Origin of the sequence: Pseudomonas deceptionensis (assembly GCF_900106095.1) — a bacterium.
GTDB lineage: Bacteria > Pseudomonadota > Gammaproteobacteria > Pseudomonadales > Pseudomonadaceae > Aquipseudomonas > Aquipseudomonas deceptionensis.
Map to the genome: position 1 here is coordinate 3,485,080 of NZ_FNUD01000002.1, position 17,874 is coordinate 3,502,953.

The 17,874-nt window shown below is 58.6% G+C and carries 12 protein-coding genes; 8 read left to right on the forward strand and 4 right to left on the reverse strand.

Going from position 1 to position 17,874, the window contains the following annotated elements:
• Positions 1-35 precede the first annotated feature (35 nt).
• Entirely contained in the window at positions 36-1,382 is a 1,347-nt protein-coding gene (locus BLW11_RS15890) for a hypothetical protein (RefSeq protein ID WP_048361878.1), read from the reverse strand.
• Positions 1,383-1,663: 281 nt separating this feature from the next.
• Here BLW11_RS15890 and BLW11_RS15895 point away from each other — a divergent pair, with 281 nt between their 5' ends.
• From BLW11_RS15895 to BLW11_RS15915, 5 genes are all read left to right on the forward strand, one after another.
• The gene (locus BLW11_RS15895) at positions 1,664-3,139 is read left to right on the forward strand and encodes a sensor histidine kinase (protein WP_048361877.1); all 1,476 of its coding nucleotides are present in this window, start codon (positions 1,664-1,666) and stop codon (positions 3,137-3,139) included.
• Positions 3,140-3,296: 157 nt separating this feature from the next.
• On the forward strand, positions 3,297-6,104 hold the full coding sequence (locus BLW11_RS15900) for a multicopper oxidase domain-containing protein (RefSeq protein ID WP_048361876.1): 2,808 nt from the start codon (positions 3,297-3,299) through the stop codon (positions 6,102-6,104).
• A complete protein-coding gene (locus BLW11_RS15905; RefSeq protein ID WP_048361875.1) occupies positions 6,101-7,117 on the forward strand; it encodes an SCO family protein in 1,017 nt (338 codons plus the stop codon). The genes BLW11_RS15900 and BLW11_RS15905 overlap by 4 nt, the downstream gene beginning before the upstream one ends.
• 100 nt (positions 7,118-7,217) lie before the next feature.
• Positions 7,218-8,696 (forward strand): sensor histidine kinase, encoded by a 1,479-nt coding sequence (locus BLW11_RS15910; RefSeq protein WP_048361874.1) that lies wholly within the window; start codon positions 7,218-7,220, stop codon positions 8,694-8,696.
• Complete coding sequence (locus BLW11_RS15915) at positions 8,665-10,092, forward strand: sigma-54-dependent transcriptional regulator (protein ID WP_048361873.1); 1,428 nt, start codon at positions 8,665-8,667, stop codon at positions 10,090-10,092. Before BLW11_RS15910 ends, BLW11_RS15915 begins: the two co-directional genes overlap by 32 nt.
• A gap of 85 nt (positions 10,093-10,177) precedes the next feature.
• On the opposite strand, the gene BLW11_RS15920 is transcribed toward BLW11_RS15915, so the two are convergent.
• Both BLW11_RS15920 and BLW11_RS15925 read right to left on the reverse strand, forming a co-directional pair.
• Positions 10,178-11,779 (reverse strand): ABC transporter substrate-binding protein, encoded by a 1,602-nt coding sequence (locus BLW11_RS15920; RefSeq protein ID WP_048361872.1) that lies wholly within the window; start codon positions 11,777-11,779, stop codon positions 10,178-10,180.
• Between the two features lie 257 nt (positions 11,780-12,036).
• On the reverse strand, positions 12,037-12,603 hold the full coding sequence (locus BLW11_RS15925) for a helix-turn-helix domain-containing protein (RefSeq protein WP_048361871.1): 567 nt from the start codon (positions 12,601-12,603) through the stop codon (positions 12,037-12,039).
• A 160-nt stretch (positions 12,604-12,763) separates the two neighbouring features.
• Here BLW11_RS15925 and BLW11_RS15930 point away from each other — a divergent pair, with 160 nt between their 5' ends.
• Entirely contained in the window at positions 12,764-13,981 is a 1,218-nt protein-coding gene (locus BLW11_RS15930) for a M24 family metallopeptidase (protein WP_048361870.1), read from the forward strand.
• A 104-nt stretch (positions 13,982-14,085) separates the two neighbouring features.
• On the opposite strand, the gene BLW11_RS15935 is transcribed toward BLW11_RS15930, so the two are convergent.
• The gene (locus BLW11_RS15935; RefSeq protein ID WP_048361869.1) at positions 14,086-15,015 is read right to left on the reverse strand and encodes a LysR family transcriptional regulator; all 930 of its coding nucleotides are present in this window, start codon (positions 15,013-15,015) and stop codon (positions 14,086-14,088) included.
• 151 nt (positions 15,016-15,166) lie between these two features.
• Here BLW11_RS15935 and speB point away from each other — a divergent pair, with 151 nt between their 5' ends.
• Both speB and BLW11_RS15945 read left to right on the forward strand, forming a co-directional pair.
• The gene (gene speB, locus BLW11_RS15940; RefSeq protein ID WP_048361868.1) at positions 15,167-16,165 is read left to right on the forward strand and encodes an agmatinase; all 999 of its coding nucleotides are present in this window, start codon (positions 15,167-15,169) and stop codon (positions 16,163-16,165) included.
• Between the two features lie 67 nt (positions 16,166-16,232).
• Entirely contained in the window at positions 16,233-17,741 is a 1,509-nt protein-coding gene (locus BLW11_RS15945) for an aldehyde dehydrogenase family protein (protein WP_048361867.1), read from the forward strand.
• Positions 17,742-17,874: the final 133 nt, after the last annotated feature.

The following is a 17,874-nucleotide window of genomic DNA, read 5'->3' on the forward strand; positions in this document are numbered from 1 at the left end:
GATGCCTCCTGATGAGGGTCTGCACATGTGAGCGTTCATTGCACAATGACCACTTCTTCGGTATCGCTGCCGCCATTGGATGACGTCACGCGGACTTTGGCTGGCGGGATCGGTGAGATGCCCGTGGCCAACGTTTTCACCGCTCCGCTACCACTCAGTGCGCCGATGGCAGCACCGGTGCCGGAGGTGGCGGTAAGCGCCGGCGGCGATGTTTCATCGCTGGTCGAGGCCACGAGCGTCAGTTGCCCTGAGCTCAGGCTGTATTCAGCACGCTGGATCACCACCAGGTCGGTCAGGGCCATGGGCAGGGTGGTCGGTGTACTGCTGGCAATCGCCAGATGGTTGTCGGCGGTGACTTGCAAGGTGGTCGGCAAGGTCGGATTGACCGAGTTCTGGACGTACCAGTTTCCGGTGGTATCAGCCTCGGTCAGTTTCAGCGCGGGGGTGCTGCTGCTAAGCACTACATCTGCCGGAGGCGGCGGCGCCAGGACAAACACATCCTGCTGAGCGATGGGGGCACTGGCACCCTGTTTGCGTGAGTAGGTGCTGCGCTGGGTGATCAGAGGTGTTGGCCGTACCACGGTGGATAATTTGCCCGAGACAGCAAACACCGTGCTGCGTAAATCCAGCCCGCCAGGACCTTCGATGCGAATGTAGTTGGTGTTGAACGGGCTGCCGGTCACGGCTTCGTTGAGGTTAGGGTCGCCGATGAATTGCTCGGCGCCACCGCTCACCGGATTGGTTTCGGTGTAGGGGCCGTTAACGCTGCGCAGGAACGGACCGATATCGCCCTTGAGGGCGCCATCATAGGTTTTGGGGGCCCCGATGCCGATGTCCCTGGTCATATTGATTGCCCGGCGCCCCGGTGTGTCGATGTTGAACACCTCGATGCCGTAGGGGTGGGTGATCACATACGTACCGGCAGTGGGTACGTCGACGCGAATCCGCACGCGGGCAAAACTGATCTGATCACCCTCGATCGGCTCTTCCGCAGCGAAGGCCGCTTCGATGGCAGAACCGTAGGCCAGGTTGATCCCCCTGGCGGCATCGACGATGGCGCCGTCAGCGGTGAACCAGAATGCTTCGTCAGGGAAGTTGGTGGGGAAGACGACGGGCTGTGCATCATCAAACACGCCGGGAGTTGGCAGCAGGTTGCACATGTAGGTAGGCGCAGCCGGTGTGCCTGGCACCCGGGAACTCACCGCTTTGGACAGGCACAAGTCGAGGGTTCGGCCATGGCTGTCCTGATACCAGGCGGCAAAACCCCCGTTGGCAGGTGTGTAAGGCCCGGTATCGACTGCAAACAGCGCCGCTTGGGAGATGCCTTGGGCCAGTGAGCTGACGACCAGAACGGCCGCTGTTTTGGACAGTAAAGGGTGCATGTGTATTCCCTCTAATGGAAACCTGCCCCTCGGAGGTGGGCCAGTTAGGAGGGTTTTGGCAAATTCCATACCAACTGGCCTCCATGGCCCTGCAAGCCCCGACTACAAGAGCCTCAGGGTGTTCAGCACGTTGCCCGCCAATTTTTCCGGCCGGGCATCTGTCCCCACTCCTGGGGTCAGTTGGGGGGCAGCGGGGAATGGAAGGTGAGGTACACCCGCAGTCGGGCAAACGCCCGTAAGTGGGCTATAACCCTAGAGGGGCATTGTTGGAAGCAACGTCAATGAATGTGCTGACTAAAACACTGCGGGTCGACCAGGCCAATGAACGTGCGGGCTCACGCAAGCCAGCGTTCAATATGCTGCGCTGGTACTCGCTGATCAGCCTCGCCGTGATCGGCTCTGTGGCAGTGGCGCTGGGTACTGTTGCGACGCAATTTGTGATTTCGGAGAGCGTACACCGCGATGCGTTGCTGACGTCCCAGTTCATCCAGGCGATTGCCTCGGCCGAGGTACGGCATGTCTCGATACCCAACGTCAGGACCATGGGCGAATTGCTCGACCCGCGCCAGGACAAGGATTTCCCCGACGTTGACCCCAAGGCACGCGCCAAGGCCCGAGGTGAGTTCCTTGATCATATCGAGCACTTGCCCGACGTAATCCTTGCCAACATCTATGCACCTGACCGCACGGTAATCTGGTCGACCAACCCGGCGTTGATCGGTGCGACGATCAACTCCGACGAAGACCTGGACCGTGCCTTCAACGCCAAAACGCCCGTGTCGGCCCGATATCACAGTGTCGATGAAGCACGTATGGAACAGAAGTTTTTAGTCCCGCCGAAATACGTCTTCATCGAAAACTACATTCCGTTGTTCGATGCCGATGGCGACAAGGTCACGGCGATGGTCGAGATCTACAAGGAGCCCAGCGACCTGATCGAACGCATGGCTCGTGGTTTGCTGCTGATCTGGCTGGCCACCGCTGTGGGCGGCGGGCTGATTTACCTGGGGCTGTACTGGATAGTACGCAGGGCTGCCATGCTGCTGGAAGCCCAGCAAAAACAGCTGGTCACCAACGAAACGTTTGTAGCGCTGGGGGAAATGTCCTCGGCGGTTGCCCACAGTTTGCGCAACCCGTTGGCGACCATTCGTTCCAGTGCCGAGCTGGCGCTGGAGTTCGACAGTGGCGCGGCCCACAAGAACATCAACGATATCGTGCTTCAGGTTGACCGGATGTCCAAGTGGGTTCGCGAACTGCTGCAATCCCTGCGCCCGCTCAGTGGCGAGGCCGAACCGGTAAATCTGGTAGCGGCGCTGTATGACAGCCTGGTGACGTTCGAACAGCAGATTGCCAAGGCCTGTATTCGGGTTGAGTTCGAACCGCAATCCACACCGCTGGTGCTTAGCCAGCAACTGCAGTTGAGCCAAATTCTCAGCAGTGTGTTGTCCAACGCTCTGGACGCCATGGACAAGGGTGGAACCTTGACTATTTTTCTGGTTTCAAACGATGCGGGCAGCGTGAGCGTAGTGCTGAGTGACAACGGCAAAGGCATGAACGAAGAGCAACGCAGCATGGCGTTCCGCCCGTTTTTCACCACAAAACAAGGTGGGCTTGGGGTAGGGCTGGTGCTGGTCAAGCGGACCATGGAGCGTTATGGGGGCTCGGCAAGCCTGCAAAGCTCCAAGGAGGGGGGGACCTGCGTACATCTTTCATTCAAGTTAATGCCCCAGAAATTGGGTGTGAGCTTTCCCCAATAGCGGGTGAGCTCCTGCTGAAGGCCTCAAATCACACAAGAGAGCTATGCATAGGCCTTTGTTTTTTATCGGTTTATTTTATTTGTAAGTAATTGTTTAAAAATGGCGAGCTCCTTGCAATGTCCCCATTACCCCCTTCATGACTTCGAGGCGGCTGGTAATGGACACAAAAGCGCGATTCTCTTCCAAGTGGCTCGGTTTACTAGCTCCGCTGAGCGTTCTGCTGACAATGATCCTGGGCATCACGCCTCTGCGGGCCAGCCCCATTGACGACGAACGACAGCCCGAACCTTCAGACCCGTCTGCCTATATAGATGAACCGGCTGACAAACCGGCAGCTTTGAACGCCATCCTGTCCTTGCCGGAAGCCAACCTTGACTCCTTCGACCTGCCCGATGGCGTCAAAGGCTCTCGTGATACCGAACGTCAGGAGAACATCCTGCCGCCCGCGCAGCAGACCAGCTTCAATTACCCCACCAACGGCAAACCCAGCCCGTTGTTCGGCGCGCAGCCGTTTACTCAGCAATTGGTACTGTTCGAAGAGTTCGGTCCCGAAAAGCTTGACCCGACCACACCTGCAGCACCCTTGGGGTTTCCGCCAGCGGCGATTGGCCCGCTGCCGCAGCAGGACCCCACCAGCGTCGCACGCAGTGCGCCACCGGGTGCGGCCCTCGACGCTTTCTTGCGTCAACCGGGGCTTACACCGTTTCCCAGCCAGTTTTCCAATGTCGTGGATCGCAACCCGTGGCAGGCGCAGATCGAATTTTTTCTCAACCGCCGCATTGGCTCGTCTGCTGAAGGGCGTCCGCCAGGCAAGGGCTGGTCACATCAGCGCTGGAACGAGTTTTACCCGCAATTGGCCTACAAAACGGTGCAAACCGGCGCGCGGACCAATGGCGGCCTGCGGGACAGTCGGCAGATGCACGGTTATGCGCTGGGCGAGTTCGGCCCCGGTGGTCTGTACCACAACGTGGCGGGCATACCGGCCACCGACGGCACTGCCAAAGGCGTTGATGCGCGCTTTCACCCGAGCATGCCGGTGCAAAACCACAATTCGGTCTGGACCTTCGACGGTACCTTGCCACCGAAGCTGTTGATGGTGCGCTACGGTCAGCCGGTGCTGATGCGGCACTACAACGGCTTGCCGATCGACCCCGCGGCCAACATGGGCTTTGGCCTGCACACCATCAGCACCCATGAACACAATGGCCATGCGCCTGCGGAAAGCGACGGTTATGCCAACGCGTTCTTCTTCCCCGGTCAATATTACGACTATCGCTGGCCGATCCAGCTGGCCGGCTACGACAGCATCAATACCGACGCCCATGATCCCCGTGCAGCGTTCCCGTGTTCGCCCGGTGAAACCCTGTGGACCAACGATCTCAAGCCGAGCCGCAAGACTTGCGAGAATGGCACGATCAAGATCCGTGGCGACTGGCGCGAAACCATGAGCACCCACTGGTTCCACGACCACATGCTCGATTTCACCGCGCAGAATGTCTACAAGGGCAACGCGGCCATGATGAACTACTACAGCGCCCTGGACCGTGGCAACGAATCGGTGAACGACGGCGTCAATCTGCGCTTGCCCAGTGGTAGCGCGCTGGCGTGGGGCAACCGCGACTACGACGTTAATCTGGTACTCGCCGACAAGGCCTGGGATGCCAATGGTCAGCTGTGGTTCAACCCGTTCAATACCGACGGTTTCATCGGCGATCAGATGCTGGTGAACTGGCAGTGGAAGCCGTCTCTCGACGTGCGTGCCCGCAGCTACCGGCTTCGGATTCTCAACGGCTCGGTATCGCGCTACTTCAAACTGGCCATGGTGCGTGAAATCAAAGGCACCGGCGGCGAGTTTCAAGGGCCAAAAGGTTCCGGAGTTTCCTATGCACGCGTGCCGTTCCACATGATCGCCAACGACGGCAACATCATGGAGCACAGCGTTCCTTTTGACGGCTCCATGGACCTGGATGCAGACGGCGACAAGCAAAATCACAACGCAATCCTGCCCACCCAGGGCATCGCCGAGCGCTTTGACATCATCGTCAATTTCGCGAAAAACGGTATCAAGCCAGGGGACAAGCTGTTCATGGTCAACCTGCTGGTGCATGACGATGGCAAGGGTCCCAAAGAACCCGTAGCACTGGGCGATGTGCTCTCCGAGAAGTACCTGGCGGTGATCAAGCAGTCGAGCAAAGGCCCGCAGTGGGATAAAGGCGATCCGGCGGTGGGCAAGGTGATGCAGTTCAACGTCAAGGCCTACACCGGCCAGGACTTGGCCATGGACCCTGCCGCCTATGAACCTGCGAAGCCGGGCAAGGCCGAAGGCTTGGTCATGATCCCGCTGAAGCTGCACCGCGACAATGCGGCAGACAAGGTGCTGCTGGCCAAGGCACGCCACCGTACGTTCATCTTCGGCCGCTCTGATGGCACCGACGAAGCGCCCTGGACGGTCAAGACCGATGGCGGTTTTGGCTACGCCATGGACCCACGGCGGCTCAATGCCGCCACCCAGTTGGCCAGCGGCCCCACCGATGCAGGCACTGCCGGGTTCGGCACGCTTGAGGTGTGGAACATCAAGGCTGGCGGCAAGGGCTGGAGCCATCCGGTGCATGTGCACTTCGAAGAAGGGATCATTCTCAGCCGGGGCGGCAAGGCTCCGCCGGAATGGGAAAAGTGGGCCCGCAAGGATGTGTACCGTATCGGCTCGGAAAAGGATGGGCTGGACAGCGTCGAAATGGCGATCAATTTCCGCGAGTTTGCCGGTACCTACATGGAGCATTGTCACAACACCCAGCATGAGGACAACTCCATGCTGTTGCGTTGGGACATAGAGAAACCGGGGCAGTTCCAGTTGATGCCGACCCCGCTGCCGAGCTGGGACGGGGTGCGCTATGTCAATTCGGCCGCATTGCCTACTTTCCGCAAGGGCGACGGCGTGGGCCCTCAAGTGCAGGTGACCAAATGAACCTTGAGGGGGTCAGCGAAGCACTCTGCCGCGCATTGCGCATGTACGTGGTGTTGTTGGTGACCTGCCTGTTGGGGACTCAGGTGTGTGTCGGCCACGAAGCCGAGCCGGCACCGGTCAGCGAACAGGTAACGCCCTGGGGCGAAGACTACTTCCCCAACACCCTGCTGACCGACCAGGACGGTCGGCAAGTGCATTTTTTCGATGACATGATCAAGGGCAAGGTGGTGGTGATCAATTTTATCTTCACCTCGTGCAGTGACTCCTGTCCGCTTGAAACGGCGCGCCTGCGCCAGGTTCAAAAATTGCTGGGTGAGCGGGTCGGCAAGGATATTTTCTTCTACTCCATCAGTATCGATCCCTTGAGCGATACACCCCAGGTGCTCAAGGCATATGCGCAACGTTTCAAGGTAGGCCCCGGCTGGCAGTTTCTCACCGGAGAGTTCGACGCTGTGACCGAACTGCGGCACAAACTCGGGTTGTTCATTGACGGTGTCGACAATGGCCGGACCAAGGATCACAACCTGAGCCTGATCGTAGGCAATCAGCAAACCGGTCGCTGGATGAAGGCTTCGCCCTTTGAAAGTCCTTGGATTCTGGCGGATCAACTGGCCAATACCTTGCAAAACTGGAAGCAGCCCAGCCTCGAACAGAGCTATGTCGATGCCCCCGAAATACGCCCGCCAAGCAACGGTGAGGAGCTGTTTCGTACACGCTGCGCCTCGTGCCACAGCCTGGGCATGCAGGACGGGCAAGGCATCGGCATGCGCAGTATTGGCCCTGACCTGATCGGTGTGACTCGACAGCGCGACCCCGCCTGGCTGAGCCGCTGGATTCGTGAGCCGGACCGCATGCTGGCGCAGAAGGATCCTGTTGCGCTGGCGCTGTTTGAGCGTTACGGCAAGATCCCGATGCCCAACCTGCGGCTGGATGAAAATGCGGCACAGGCAATCATTGGATTTCTGCAGGAAGAAACGGATCGCCAGCTGTCTCTGTCGGCGCAAGCGCAGTAGAGGCAAAATAACATCATCGTATCGTCCGTCTTTATAACGGGCGCCTACACTGACTCTGAACTCGACTGAAAGGACTCAGATCAGCAACCGGGGAACACCCATGCCGTTACCCGATAAAACAGTGATCGATCCTGATACGCAATGGCTAAAACGTGGGCAGTTCAACCTGCTGCGCTGGTTTTCGCTGGGCAGCTTTCTGATCATCGCCGCCGTAGCCATGGGACTTGGCTACATATCTACGCGATTTTTGGTCGAGGAGAGCATTGAACGGGACTCGATCCTCACCGCACAATTTATCCAGGCCATTGGCGCCGCAGAGATCCGGCATGCCTCCATCACGTCCGGCCGCACGATGGGCGAGATGCTCGACCCGCGTCAGGACAAGGCTTATCCGGACGTTGCCCCCGAGACGCGGGCAACTGCGCGCATCGAGTTTCTTGACCATGTGGAGCATCTGCCGGATCTGCTTTTAGCCACCGTGTATGCCCATGATCGCACGGTAGTCTGGTCCACCAATCCTGAACTGATTGGCGTGCGTATTGAAAATGACGATGAACTGGATCAGTCCTTTGACATGAAGGAGGCGGTATCCACCAGTTACCACGAAATTGACGATGAACGTCCCGAGCAGCGACTGCTGCACGAGCCCGATTACCTGTTTGTCGAAAACTACATTCCGATGTTTAACGCTGACAAAAGTCACGTCATCGCCATGGTGGAAATCTACAAGGAACCCGCGGACCTGGTGGCGCGCATCCAGCGCGGTTTCAAGAGCATCTGGCTGGCGACGATATTGGGCGGGCTGGTGATCTACCTGGCATTGTTCTGGATTGTGCGGCGCGCCGCCCGGTTGCTCGAAAGCCAGCAAAAGCAGCTGATCGCCAACGAAACGTTTGTCGCCCTGGGGGCCATGTCGTCGGCCGTCGCCCACAGTTTGCGCAACCCACTGGCAAATATCCGATCAAGCGCCGAACTGTCCCAGGGCCTAGCCAGCCAGGGCGCACAGAAAAACATCGGAGACATCATCAGCCAGGTGGACCGCATGTCGCGGTGGGTCCGTGAGCTGCTGGTGTCTTTGCGCCCGGCCACGGAAGAGTCCGAAGCCGTGGATCTGGTGCTGGCGCTTGAAGATACCTTGAGCGCTTTCGAACCCCTGATCCGCAGTTCGAATGTCGAAGTACGCTTCAATGCGCCGGCGTATGAGCCGGTCGTCAGCCAGCAAGTGCTGCTCACGCAGATCCTCAACAGTCTGTTTGCCAACGCCCTGGAGGCCATGCCCAAGGGGGGCGTGCTGATGATCGATATCGAATCCTCGCAGCCGGGGCAATTGAGCATGACCTTGAGCGATACGGGTAAAGGCATGACCCCGCAGCAACAACAGGTGGTTTTTAAACCGTTTTTTACCACCAAACAAGGCGGTTTGGGCGTCGGTTTGGCGTTAGTTAAAAGAATTATGGAGCGTTTCGAAGGTTCGGTCGAACTGACCAGCCGAGAGCAGGAAGGAACCCGCGTGCGACTCAACTTCAAAGTGGCAACGGGAGAAGCATATGGAGCACAGCATACTGCTGGTCGAGGATGACCAGCTTCTGGCCGAGAATATTCAGACTTACCTGGAGCGTAAAAACTTCGAGGTGACGATCTGCCATTCGGCTGAAGACGCGCTGCAAAAGTTGACGACCTTCACCCCCGACGTTGTATTGACCGACAACTCACTGCCTGGCATGAGTGGCCATGACCTGATCCAGAAGCTGCTCGACAGCGCGCCGGATTTGAAAGTGATCATGATGACCGGTTACGGCAACGTAGAGGATGCGGTGATTGCGATGAAGGAGGGCGCCTTCCACTACGTCACCAAACCGGTGGCCCTGGCCGAGCTCAAGCTGTTGCTGGACAAGGCCATGGCGACTGACCGAATGGAGCGCACCCTGTCGTTTTACCAGGAGCGTGAGGCCCAAAAATCAGGGGTTCAGGCCTTGATCGGCGATTCGGCGCCCATGCAGTACCTCAAGGGCACCATTGCCCAGTTGCTCGACGCCGAGCGCCGGATGGCCAACACCGACTTGCCGCCTGTGCTGGTGGAAGGCGAGACCGGCACTGGCAAGGAACTGGTGGCGCGGGCCCTGCATTTCGACGGGCCACGCAGCAAAGGCCCGTTCATTGAGTTCAACTGTGCGTCGATTCCGTCCAACCTGGTGGAGTCTGAGCTCTTCGGTCACGAGAAAGGGGCTTTCACCGATGCAAAGGACCGTCGTGTGGGGCTGGTAGAAGCAGCCGATGGCGGTACGCTGTTTCTCGACGAAGTAGGGGAAATGGACCTGCTGCTGCAAGCCAAGCTGCTCAAATTACTGGAAGACCGGACCATTCGCCGAGTCGGTTCGGTCAAGGAACGCAAAGTCGATCTGCGCGTTATCAGTGCCACCAACTGTAACCTCGAACAGATGGTTCAACAGGGTAAATTCCGTCGAGACCTGTTCTTTCGTCTGCGCATCATTTCGATCAAAGTACCGCGACTGTATAGCCGGGGTCAGGACATTCTGTTGCTGGCGCGGCACTTCCTGGCCAGTCATGGCAAACGCTATGGCAAGCCGCACCTGCATTTCAGCAACCAGGCCGAAGAGTTGCTGCTCAGTTACAGCTGGCCGGGCAATGTGCGCGAGCTGCGCAACATGCTTGAGCAAACAGTGCTGCTGGCCCAGAGCGACACTATTGCCGCGCATCAACTGAACGTCTGCTTGAGCCTGGTAGATGAACCTTTGGTGTTACAGGAAGCGAAATATCACGAGCCTCGCCCGGTGTACAACGATGTCGAGTCGATGAGCCTGCCGGAAGTCGAGCGCGATATGGTACGCAAGATGCTCGACAAGACCGACTGGAACGTCACCAAGTCAGCCCGTCTGCTGGGGCTGAGCCGAGACATGCTGCGCTACCGGATAGAAAAGCTGGGTCTCGAACGCCCGGACAAGCGGCAGTGGTGACCCGGCGCCAGAGCCGAAACTGCCCCGGCACAGGTCTGGCGCCGGCTCGGGAAGGCGAAGGGGCCGCCTGGCCGGCCCGTGTCACTCACTGTTCGTTGTAGACGCCGTAGAAACTGCTGAGTCCGAAGGGGCTGATCTTGAAGTCCATCACACTGGTGCGCATCGGCTGGTAGACCGTGGAGTGGGCGATCGGGGTGATCGGCACCTGCGCTTTCAGGACACGCTGCGCTTCTTTGTACAACTCGGTGCGCTTTTCCACATCGGTGGTAGCCGCGGCGGCCTTCACCAGTTTTTCGTAGCCATCATTGCACCACTTGGCGAAGTTGTTGCCGTTGACCGAGTTGCAGCTGTAGAGGGTACCCAGCCAGTTGTCCGGGTCACCGTTATCGCCCGTGAAGCCGATCAGCATGACGTCGTGCTCGCCGGCGTGGGCGCGCTTGATGTACTCACCCCATTCGTAGCTGACGATGTTGGCCTTGATACCGATTTTGGACCAGTCGGCCTGGAGCATTTCGGCCATCAGCTTGGCGTTGGGGTTGTAGGGGCGCTGTACCGGCATGGCCCATAGGGTGATTTGTGTGCCTTCTTTCACCCCTGCAGCCTTTAGCAGTTCCTTGGCCTTCTGCGGGTTATAGCCGGCGTCCTTGATGGTCTCGTCATAGGACCACTGGGTCGGCGGCAGGCCGTTGACGGCCAACTGGCCGGCGCCCTGGTAAACGGCGTCGATGATGGATTGCTTGTTTACCGCCATGTCTAGCGCCTGGCGTACTTCGAGCTTGTCGAACGGCTTGCGGGTGAAGTTGTAGGCGATGTAGCCAAGGTTGAAGCCTGGTTGACTCGGCATCTTGAGGCTCTTGTCCTCCTGCAGCGGCTTGATATCGGCCGGGCGCGGGAAGGCGGTGATCTGACATTCGTTCTTTTTCAGCTTTTGCATGCGCACCGAGGCGTCGGTGGTGATGGCGAAGATCAGGTTGTCGATCTTCACGTCTTCAGGCTTCCAGTAGTCCTTGTTGCCCTTGAAGCGAATCTGGGCGTCTTTCTGGTACTTGCTGAACACGAACGGGCCAGTGCCGATCGGCTTTTGGTTGATGGTCTTGGCCTTGCCTTCCTTGAGCAACTGGTCCGCGTATTCAGCCGACTGGATAGAGGCGAAGCTCATGGCCATGTTCTGGATGAAGGCTGCGTTGACACCGTTGAGCGTGAACTTGACGGTATGGTCGTCGACTTTTTCGACCTTGGTTATGTTTTCGTTCATCCCCATGTCGGTGAAGTAAGGAAATTCGGTGGGGTAGGCCTTGCGGAACGGCATGTCCTTGTCGAGCATGCGGTTGAAGGTAAACAGCACGTCGTCTGCGTTGAAGTTGCGGGTCGGCGTGAAGTAGTCGGTGGTGTGGAACTTGACCCCGTCACGCAGGTGGAAGGTGTAGGTCAGGCCATCGGGAGAAACGTCCCAGCTGGTCGCCAGCCCCGGGATGACCTTGGTGCTGCCACGTTCGAACTGCGAGAGGCGGTTGAATACGGTTTCGGCTGAGGCGTCGAAGTCGGTCCCCGTGGTGTATTGGCCTGGGTCGAAGCCCGCGGGGCTGCCTTCGGAGCAGAACACCAGGTTACTGGCGGCGTGGGTCAAACAGCAACCGAGGATCAGGCCGGCGGCGATCATGGTTTTGAGCGTGTTTTTTTTGCGCATGCGAACCTCATTGTTTTTATTTTGAGGGCGGCAGATCAGGTAGTCATTCCAGGGGGATGCACCTGACCCTGCGGCTTTACGGGCTGTAGGCTGCCCGCCATTTGCGGACAGAAAGCCGAAGGCCGTCGTCCTGGCTCGGGCGGTTGCGCTAAAGGGAGAGGGGTGCTCGCGCCGCCACCGGCCGAGGGAAAACTTAAGTCATTCTAAAATCAATTTCAACTTAAATTAAGTCAGGCTTAATTTTTAAGCGTGCCAAGTCAGACCGCGGGGCGATCGTCGAGTAGCCCGCCCATGGTGGTGACCACCAGTACTTCGGCAACATCGTCGCCAGCGTTGGCGATGGAATGCGGCTTGGTGGAGTCAAAATGCACCGAGCCCCCGGGGCCAAGCGGGTAGTTGTGGCCTTCGATGGTGTAGACGATTTGCCCGGAGAGCACATAGGTGAACTCTGCGCCTTCGTGGGAGATGAGCTCGGACTGGTAGCCCACCGCCATGGTCATCTTCATTGCATTGACCAGGTTGCCGGGGAAGTTGCTGGACAGGCGCTCGTAGACCAGCGGCTGGCTGCCTATGGTGTAGCGCACGCGCTGGCCCTGGTGGGAATCGGGCTGAGGCTGGGCGGGCTGGTCGAACAGTATGTTGAGCGCAATGCCCAAGGATTTTGCGATTCTGGCCAACGAGGAGATGGACACGCCAGTGAGGTTACGTTCCGCCTGGGACAGGAAGCTGGCAGTGAGGCCTGATTCAGTGGCGACTTGGTTCAGGGTCTTGTTGGCGGCACGGCGATAGCGGCGCAGCCGTTCCCCGATCAGTTCTGCGGTCATTGGCGTGGCTCGTGTTCTGAAAGGCGCAAGTATAGCGGGCGACGCCTTGCAGAAAAGGCTTTTAGCCTTGTTGATGTTAAGTAGCACTGAAAATATGCATTGACGACTATTTAAGTCAGGCTTAAATTTCGTCCACTGCAATATAATTCGGGAGAACGAGATGACAGTGGGCGTAGGTGGCAAAACTCCGGAACAGGCGCTGGCCGGCCTGGTGAAGATGACCGCGGGCATGAAGCCCATCGGCCTCGACGAATACCAGTCACGCATTGCCAAGGCCCAGGGCCTGATGCACGAGCAGGGCATCGCCGCCATCTACCTGAACGCTGGCAGCAACCTGTGCTACTTCACCGGGGTGAAGTGGAGTCCGAGCGAACGCATGGTCGGCGCGGTGCTGCCCGCCAATGGACCGCTGGCCTATATCGCCCCGGCATTCGAAGAGGGCACCATCCGCGATTTCCGCGAGGTAGACGGGGCTATCCATGGCTGGCATGAGCACGAGAGTCCCTACCGCCTGCTGCTCGACATGCTCGCGGGAATGGGCATCGCTGCCGATGCTGTGGTGGGCCTGTGCCCGTCGCTGGCGTTCTTCATGTTCGACGGTATCCGCCGCCTCGAATCGGGCTTCGAGTTCGTAGACGCTTCTTGCGTGACAAACCCGTGCCGGTATCACAAGTCCCCTGCAGAATTGGCGCTGATGCAGCGCGCCAAAGACATGACCCTGGAAGTGCAAAAGGCTGCCGCCAGCATCCTGCGCGCAGGCATCAGCACTACCGAGGTTGCCGAATTCATCCGCGAGGCGCACCGCAAGGTGGGCGCGCCGGGTTCGACTTTCTGCATCGTGCTGTTTGGCGAGGCCAGCGCTTTCCCCCATGGGGTGAAGCACGCGCAGGTGCTCAAGGACGGCGACATGGTGCTGATCGACACGGGCTGCCTGCTCCACGGCTACCAGTCGGACATCACTCGCAGTTACGTATTCGGCACCCCGAACGATCGCCAGCGCGCCATATGGAACCTGGAAAAAACCGCCCAGCAGGCAGCCTTCGACGCCGCGCGTCTGGGCGAACCCTGCCAGGCGGTGGATGCCGCCGCGCGGCTTAGCCTGGAAGCCGCCGGTCTCGGCCCGGACTACCAGTTACCCGGCTTGCCGCACCGTACCGGACATGGCATCGGCCTGGACATTCACGAAGGACCCTACCTGGTGCGTGGTGATCAGACGCCACTGGCCGAGGGCATGTGCTTCTCCAATGAGCCGATGATTTGCGTGCCGGGGGAGTTCGGCATTCGCCTGGAGGATCACTTCTACATGACCGCCACTGGCCCGCGCTGGTTTACCCAGCCGAGCCATTGCGTAGACGATCCGTTCGGGCTGGAGGCCTAAAGGCCTGAAGGCAGGCTTGTGACGAGGCTAAATCCCCAACCGCCACGGCATTTGTTTGAAACAGTAAGGCACCCCACGCCCAATGCGATTTGGCCCTTGAGGCGTCATTTTTTCGTTAGCGAGGTCATGGGTGCCATGTTCGAACACGCGGCCAGGTCTTCGAGAAAGGCTTGAAGTATCGGCGGCGGGGCAATGCCTCGCCGGGTAATCACATCGAAGGGTGACATGAGCTTCAAGCTGTTGGGCGCCAGTTGGTGCATTTCGCCGGTCTTGATCCACTGGCTGGCGAAATGGGTGGGCAAAAAGCCCAGATAGGCCCCCGAGATCAGCAGGATGGCCAAGGCTTCAATATTGTCCACAGTGGCTGCCGCCTTGCTGACCCCCAAGTGCTCCAGATCGTATTGCTGCATGTAGCCCCTGGCGACAATCCGGCTGGTACCGACTTCATCGAGCAGTTCGCTTCCTTCGGCTTTACTGCCATAGAGCGGGTGCCGCCGCCCGCAATATAACCCCAGTGCTTCCTCATACAGCGGCGCTTGCAGCAACCCCGGTACGTGGATCGGAAAGTGCCCGATGGCCAGGTGCAGGCGGCCGTCAAGTACGCGTTCTTCCAGCTCTGCCGGGGTGCCGACATACACGTTCAGGTGGACATCATGGCCTCTGGACACAAAGCGCTGGGTGGTGCGCGGGATAGGCGACCCCGGATCGGTAATGGTGGTGTCGATAATCCCCAGGTTGAGCTTGCCACTGATGTGTTGCTTGAGTACGTCGGCGTCCATGCAGAAATTTTCTACGGCTGAGAGCAGACGCTGAGTTGCCTCGTGGATGGCCACGCCTTGTTCGGTCAGGCGAAAGCCGCTGCGCCCGCGCTGGCAGAGTTTGACCCCCAGCCGGGTCTCCAGGTGGGTCATCTGCTCGCTGATGGTTGACTGGCCTGCGTTCAATGCCGCCTGTGCAGCAGAAAAGCCGCCGCACCTGACAATGGTCGCAAACACCCTGAGCAGTTTCAGATCAACATCGTGCAGTTGAATCACGTTGAATCTCCATCCGTACGAGCATCGGGAATGCCGATATAAGTATCGGATGTTTAGCATTTTTACTACCCATACCTGCGCTCATAGTCACTCCATCAGCGGTCGCGCAACAGTACTGCTGAGTCAATAACAAGAATTGGAGATGCCTTAAATGTCGAACAATGGTTATGAATCCGGTCGCCTGAACTTGCCGTTTGTGGGGCACTGCACTTTTGCCAAGTCCCCGGTGTGTACCGATTGGGATGCCCTGGATGCCGACGTCGCGATCCTTGGCGTACCCAATGACATGGGAACGCAGTGGCGCTCCGGAGCTCGTTTTGGACCACGCGGCATTCGTGAGGCATCGACGCTGTTTTCGTTTGGCCATAGCGGCGCTTACGATCATGAAGACGATGTGATGTACCTGACAGCATCGGACGTGCGGATGGTCGATGTGGGTGACGCCGATATTGTGCATACCGACATGGCGACCAGTAATGAAAATACTGAGTTTGCAGTGCGCAAAATTCTTGATGCCGGCGTCATGCCTGTGGTGCTCGGGGGCGATCATTCGGTGCACGCCCCGGTAATCAAGGCGTTCGAAGGCCGCGGCCCGATCCATATCATTCACTTCGACGCGCACCTGGACTTCGTTGATGAGCGGCATGGCGTGCGCTACGGGCATGGAAACCCGCTGCGCCGAGCGTCTGAAATGAACCACATTGTCGGCATGACCCAGATGGGTATCCGCAATGTCTCCTCTTCCAACCGCGACGACTATGAGGCGGCCCATAGCGCCGGTTCGAAAATCCTTTCGGTACGCGATGTGCGCCGCCTCGGTACAGAGGGCGTGCTGGCCCTGATTCCGCAAAACATCAATTACTACATCACTATCGACATTGACGGTTTTGACCCCTCCATTGCACCGGGTACCGGCACCCCCAGCCATGGTGGCTTCCTCTATTACGAAGTGCTGGAAATCATCCAGGCTCTGGTTAAACGCAGCAAAGGCAACATCGTGGGCATGGACTTGGTAGAGGTTGCACCGGTTTATGACCCGTCGGGCATCACCTCGATTCTTGCCGCGCAACTGCTGCTCAACAGTATCGGTTTCATCTTCCATGAGCGGGCCCAAGCCAAGCGAATGATGAGTGAATTGACACCGGCCTGATCAGCAACCCGGGGCTATCGACCCAGTGCTTGCGTGGTGCTTGAGCCACGACCAGAGAGAATTAAAAATGGATACGATTGTTAAGCAGTACTTGCAGAAATTTGGAGTAAGCGAGGCGACCCAAACCTTTATTGGCAAGGCGCAGCGGATGTTTATCGGCGGTGCCTGGGTCGAGGCCAGTGACGGGCAGACCAGCGACGTTATCGAGCCTTCGACCGAGGGGCTTTTGACCCGCATTCCAATGGCGACCACCCAGGATCTGGACCGTGCCGTGCAAGCTGCCCGGGCACAGTTCGACGGCGGCGCCTGGCGCCAGGCCAAACCGGCAGAACGCGAGCGAATGATTCACCGCCTGGCTGATTTGATCGAACTCAATGCCCTTGAACTGGCAGAAATCGAATCTATCGACATGGGCAAGTCTGCAGCCCAGGCCCGGGACGTTGATATTCAGGGAACAGTTGATACCTTGCGCTACTTCGCCGGTTGGGCGACCAAGCTCCATGGCCGCACTGTAGAACCTTCATTACCAGGCAACTACCTGGCCTATACGCGCAAGGAACCGGTGGGTGTCGTCGGGGCCATCGTGCCCTGGAACTTTCCGCTGCAAACCATGGCCTGGAAGCTGGGTGCGGCACTTGCAACAGGCTGTACCGTGGTGGTCAAACCCGCCGAGTTGACCTCTTTGTCGGCTTTACGTTTCGCCGAACTGGTACAGCAAGCCGGGATTCCGGACGGGGTGATTAACATTGTGACCGGGCGCGGTAGCGTTGTCGGGGCGGCCATGGCCACACATCCGGGCATCGACAAGCTCACGTTTACCGGCTCGACGCCTGTAGGCCTCACGGTTGGCCGTGCCGCACTGGAAGACATGAAGCGCCTGACGCTTGAGCTCGGGGGGAAATCGCCGGTTATCGTACTGGCCGATGCCGACCTGAAAGCCGCCGCACAGGCCATTGCCAACGGGGTTTTCTTCAATTCGGGGCAGGTGTGCGACGCCGGTACCCGGGCCTATGTTCATCGCAGTATCTACGACGAATTCCTGCGTGAGCTGGTGGCTTATACCCGCACGCTGAAAATGGCGCCGGGGCTGGACCCCGAGTGCTTTATCAGCCCACTGGTGTCGGCGCAGCAGAAGGCGCGAGTCAGCGACTACATCGAAACCGGCAAGCGTGAAGGCGCTGTCCTGGTGTGTGGCGGGCAACCTGTTGAGGGCCCGGGTTTCTTCGTGGAACCCACCATTTTTGCCCATTGCCGCAATGATATGCGCATCGTCCAGGAGGAGGTGTTTGGTCCGGTGCTGGTGACTGCACCCTTTGACGATGACGAAGAAGCTTTGGCGCTGGCCAACGATTCGCCTTACGGCTTGGCCGCTGCCCTGTATTCCAACGATCTTGGGCGGGTACATGGCCTGATTCCACGGCTGCGTGCCGGTGCAGTCTACGTCAATGCGCACGGCACCATCGATCCGTCGATGCCATTTGGTGGTTACAAGCAATCCGGTTTTGGCAAGGATCTGGGCCCGGAACAGCTCGATCACTTACTGGAGACCAAGGCCGTATGGATCACGCTGCCCTGAAGGGTGGCCGGCGTACATCGCTAGCAGGCGCCAGTGGCGCCTTTGAACCCCGCAGGCGTAAAGGGAAGGGCGTCTGCGGGGTGGTAAAGCTGAAAAATGCAGTCATCTCGTCATGATCTTCAATAATAATTAA

Excerpts from the sequence above, each read along its gene's own strand:
- BLW11_RS15890 (WP_048361878.1), bottom strand. The coding sequence starts at position 1,382 with ATGCACCCTTTACTGTCCAAAACAGCGGCCGTTCTGGTCGTCAGCTCA.
- BLW11_RS15895 (WP_048361877.1), top strand. The coding sequence starts at position 1,664 with ATGAATGTGCTGACTAAAACACTGCGGGTCGACCAGGCCAATGAACGT.
- BLW11_RS15900 (WP_048361876.1), top strand. The coding sequence starts at position 3,297 with ATGGACACAAAAGCGCGATTCTCTTCCAAGTGGCTCGGTTTACTAGCT.
- BLW11_RS15905 (WP_048361875.1), top strand. The coding sequence starts at position 6,101 with ATGAACCTTGAGGGGGTCAGCGAAGCACTCTGCCGCGCATTGCGCATG.
- BLW11_RS15910 (WP_048361874.1), top strand. The coding sequence starts at position 7,218 with ATGCCGTTACCCGATAAAACAGTGATCGATCCTGATACGCAATGGCTA.
- BLW11_RS15915 (WP_048361873.1), top strand. The coding sequence starts at position 8,665 with ATGGAGCACAGCATACTGCTGGTCGAGGATGACCAGCTTCTGGCCGAG.
- BLW11_RS15920 (WP_048361872.1), bottom strand. The coding sequence starts at position 11,779 with ATGCGCAAAAAAAACACGCTCAAAACCATGATCGCCGCCGGCCTGATC.
- BLW11_RS15925 (WP_048361871.1), bottom strand. The coding sequence starts at position 12,603 with ATGACCGCAGAACTGATCGGGGAACGGCTGCGCCGCTATCGCCGTGCC.
- BLW11_RS15930 (WP_048361870.1), top strand. The coding sequence starts at position 12,764 with ATGACAGTGGGCGTAGGTGGCAAAACTCCGGAACAGGCGCTGGCCGGC.
- speB (WP_048361868.1), top strand. The coding sequence starts at position 15,167 with ATGTCGAACAATGGTTATGAATCCGGTCGCCTGAACTTGCCGTTTGTG.
- BLW11_RS15945 (WP_048361867.1), top strand. The coding sequence starts at position 16,233 with ATGGATACGATTGTTAAGCAGTACTTGCAGAAATTTGGAGTAAGCGAG.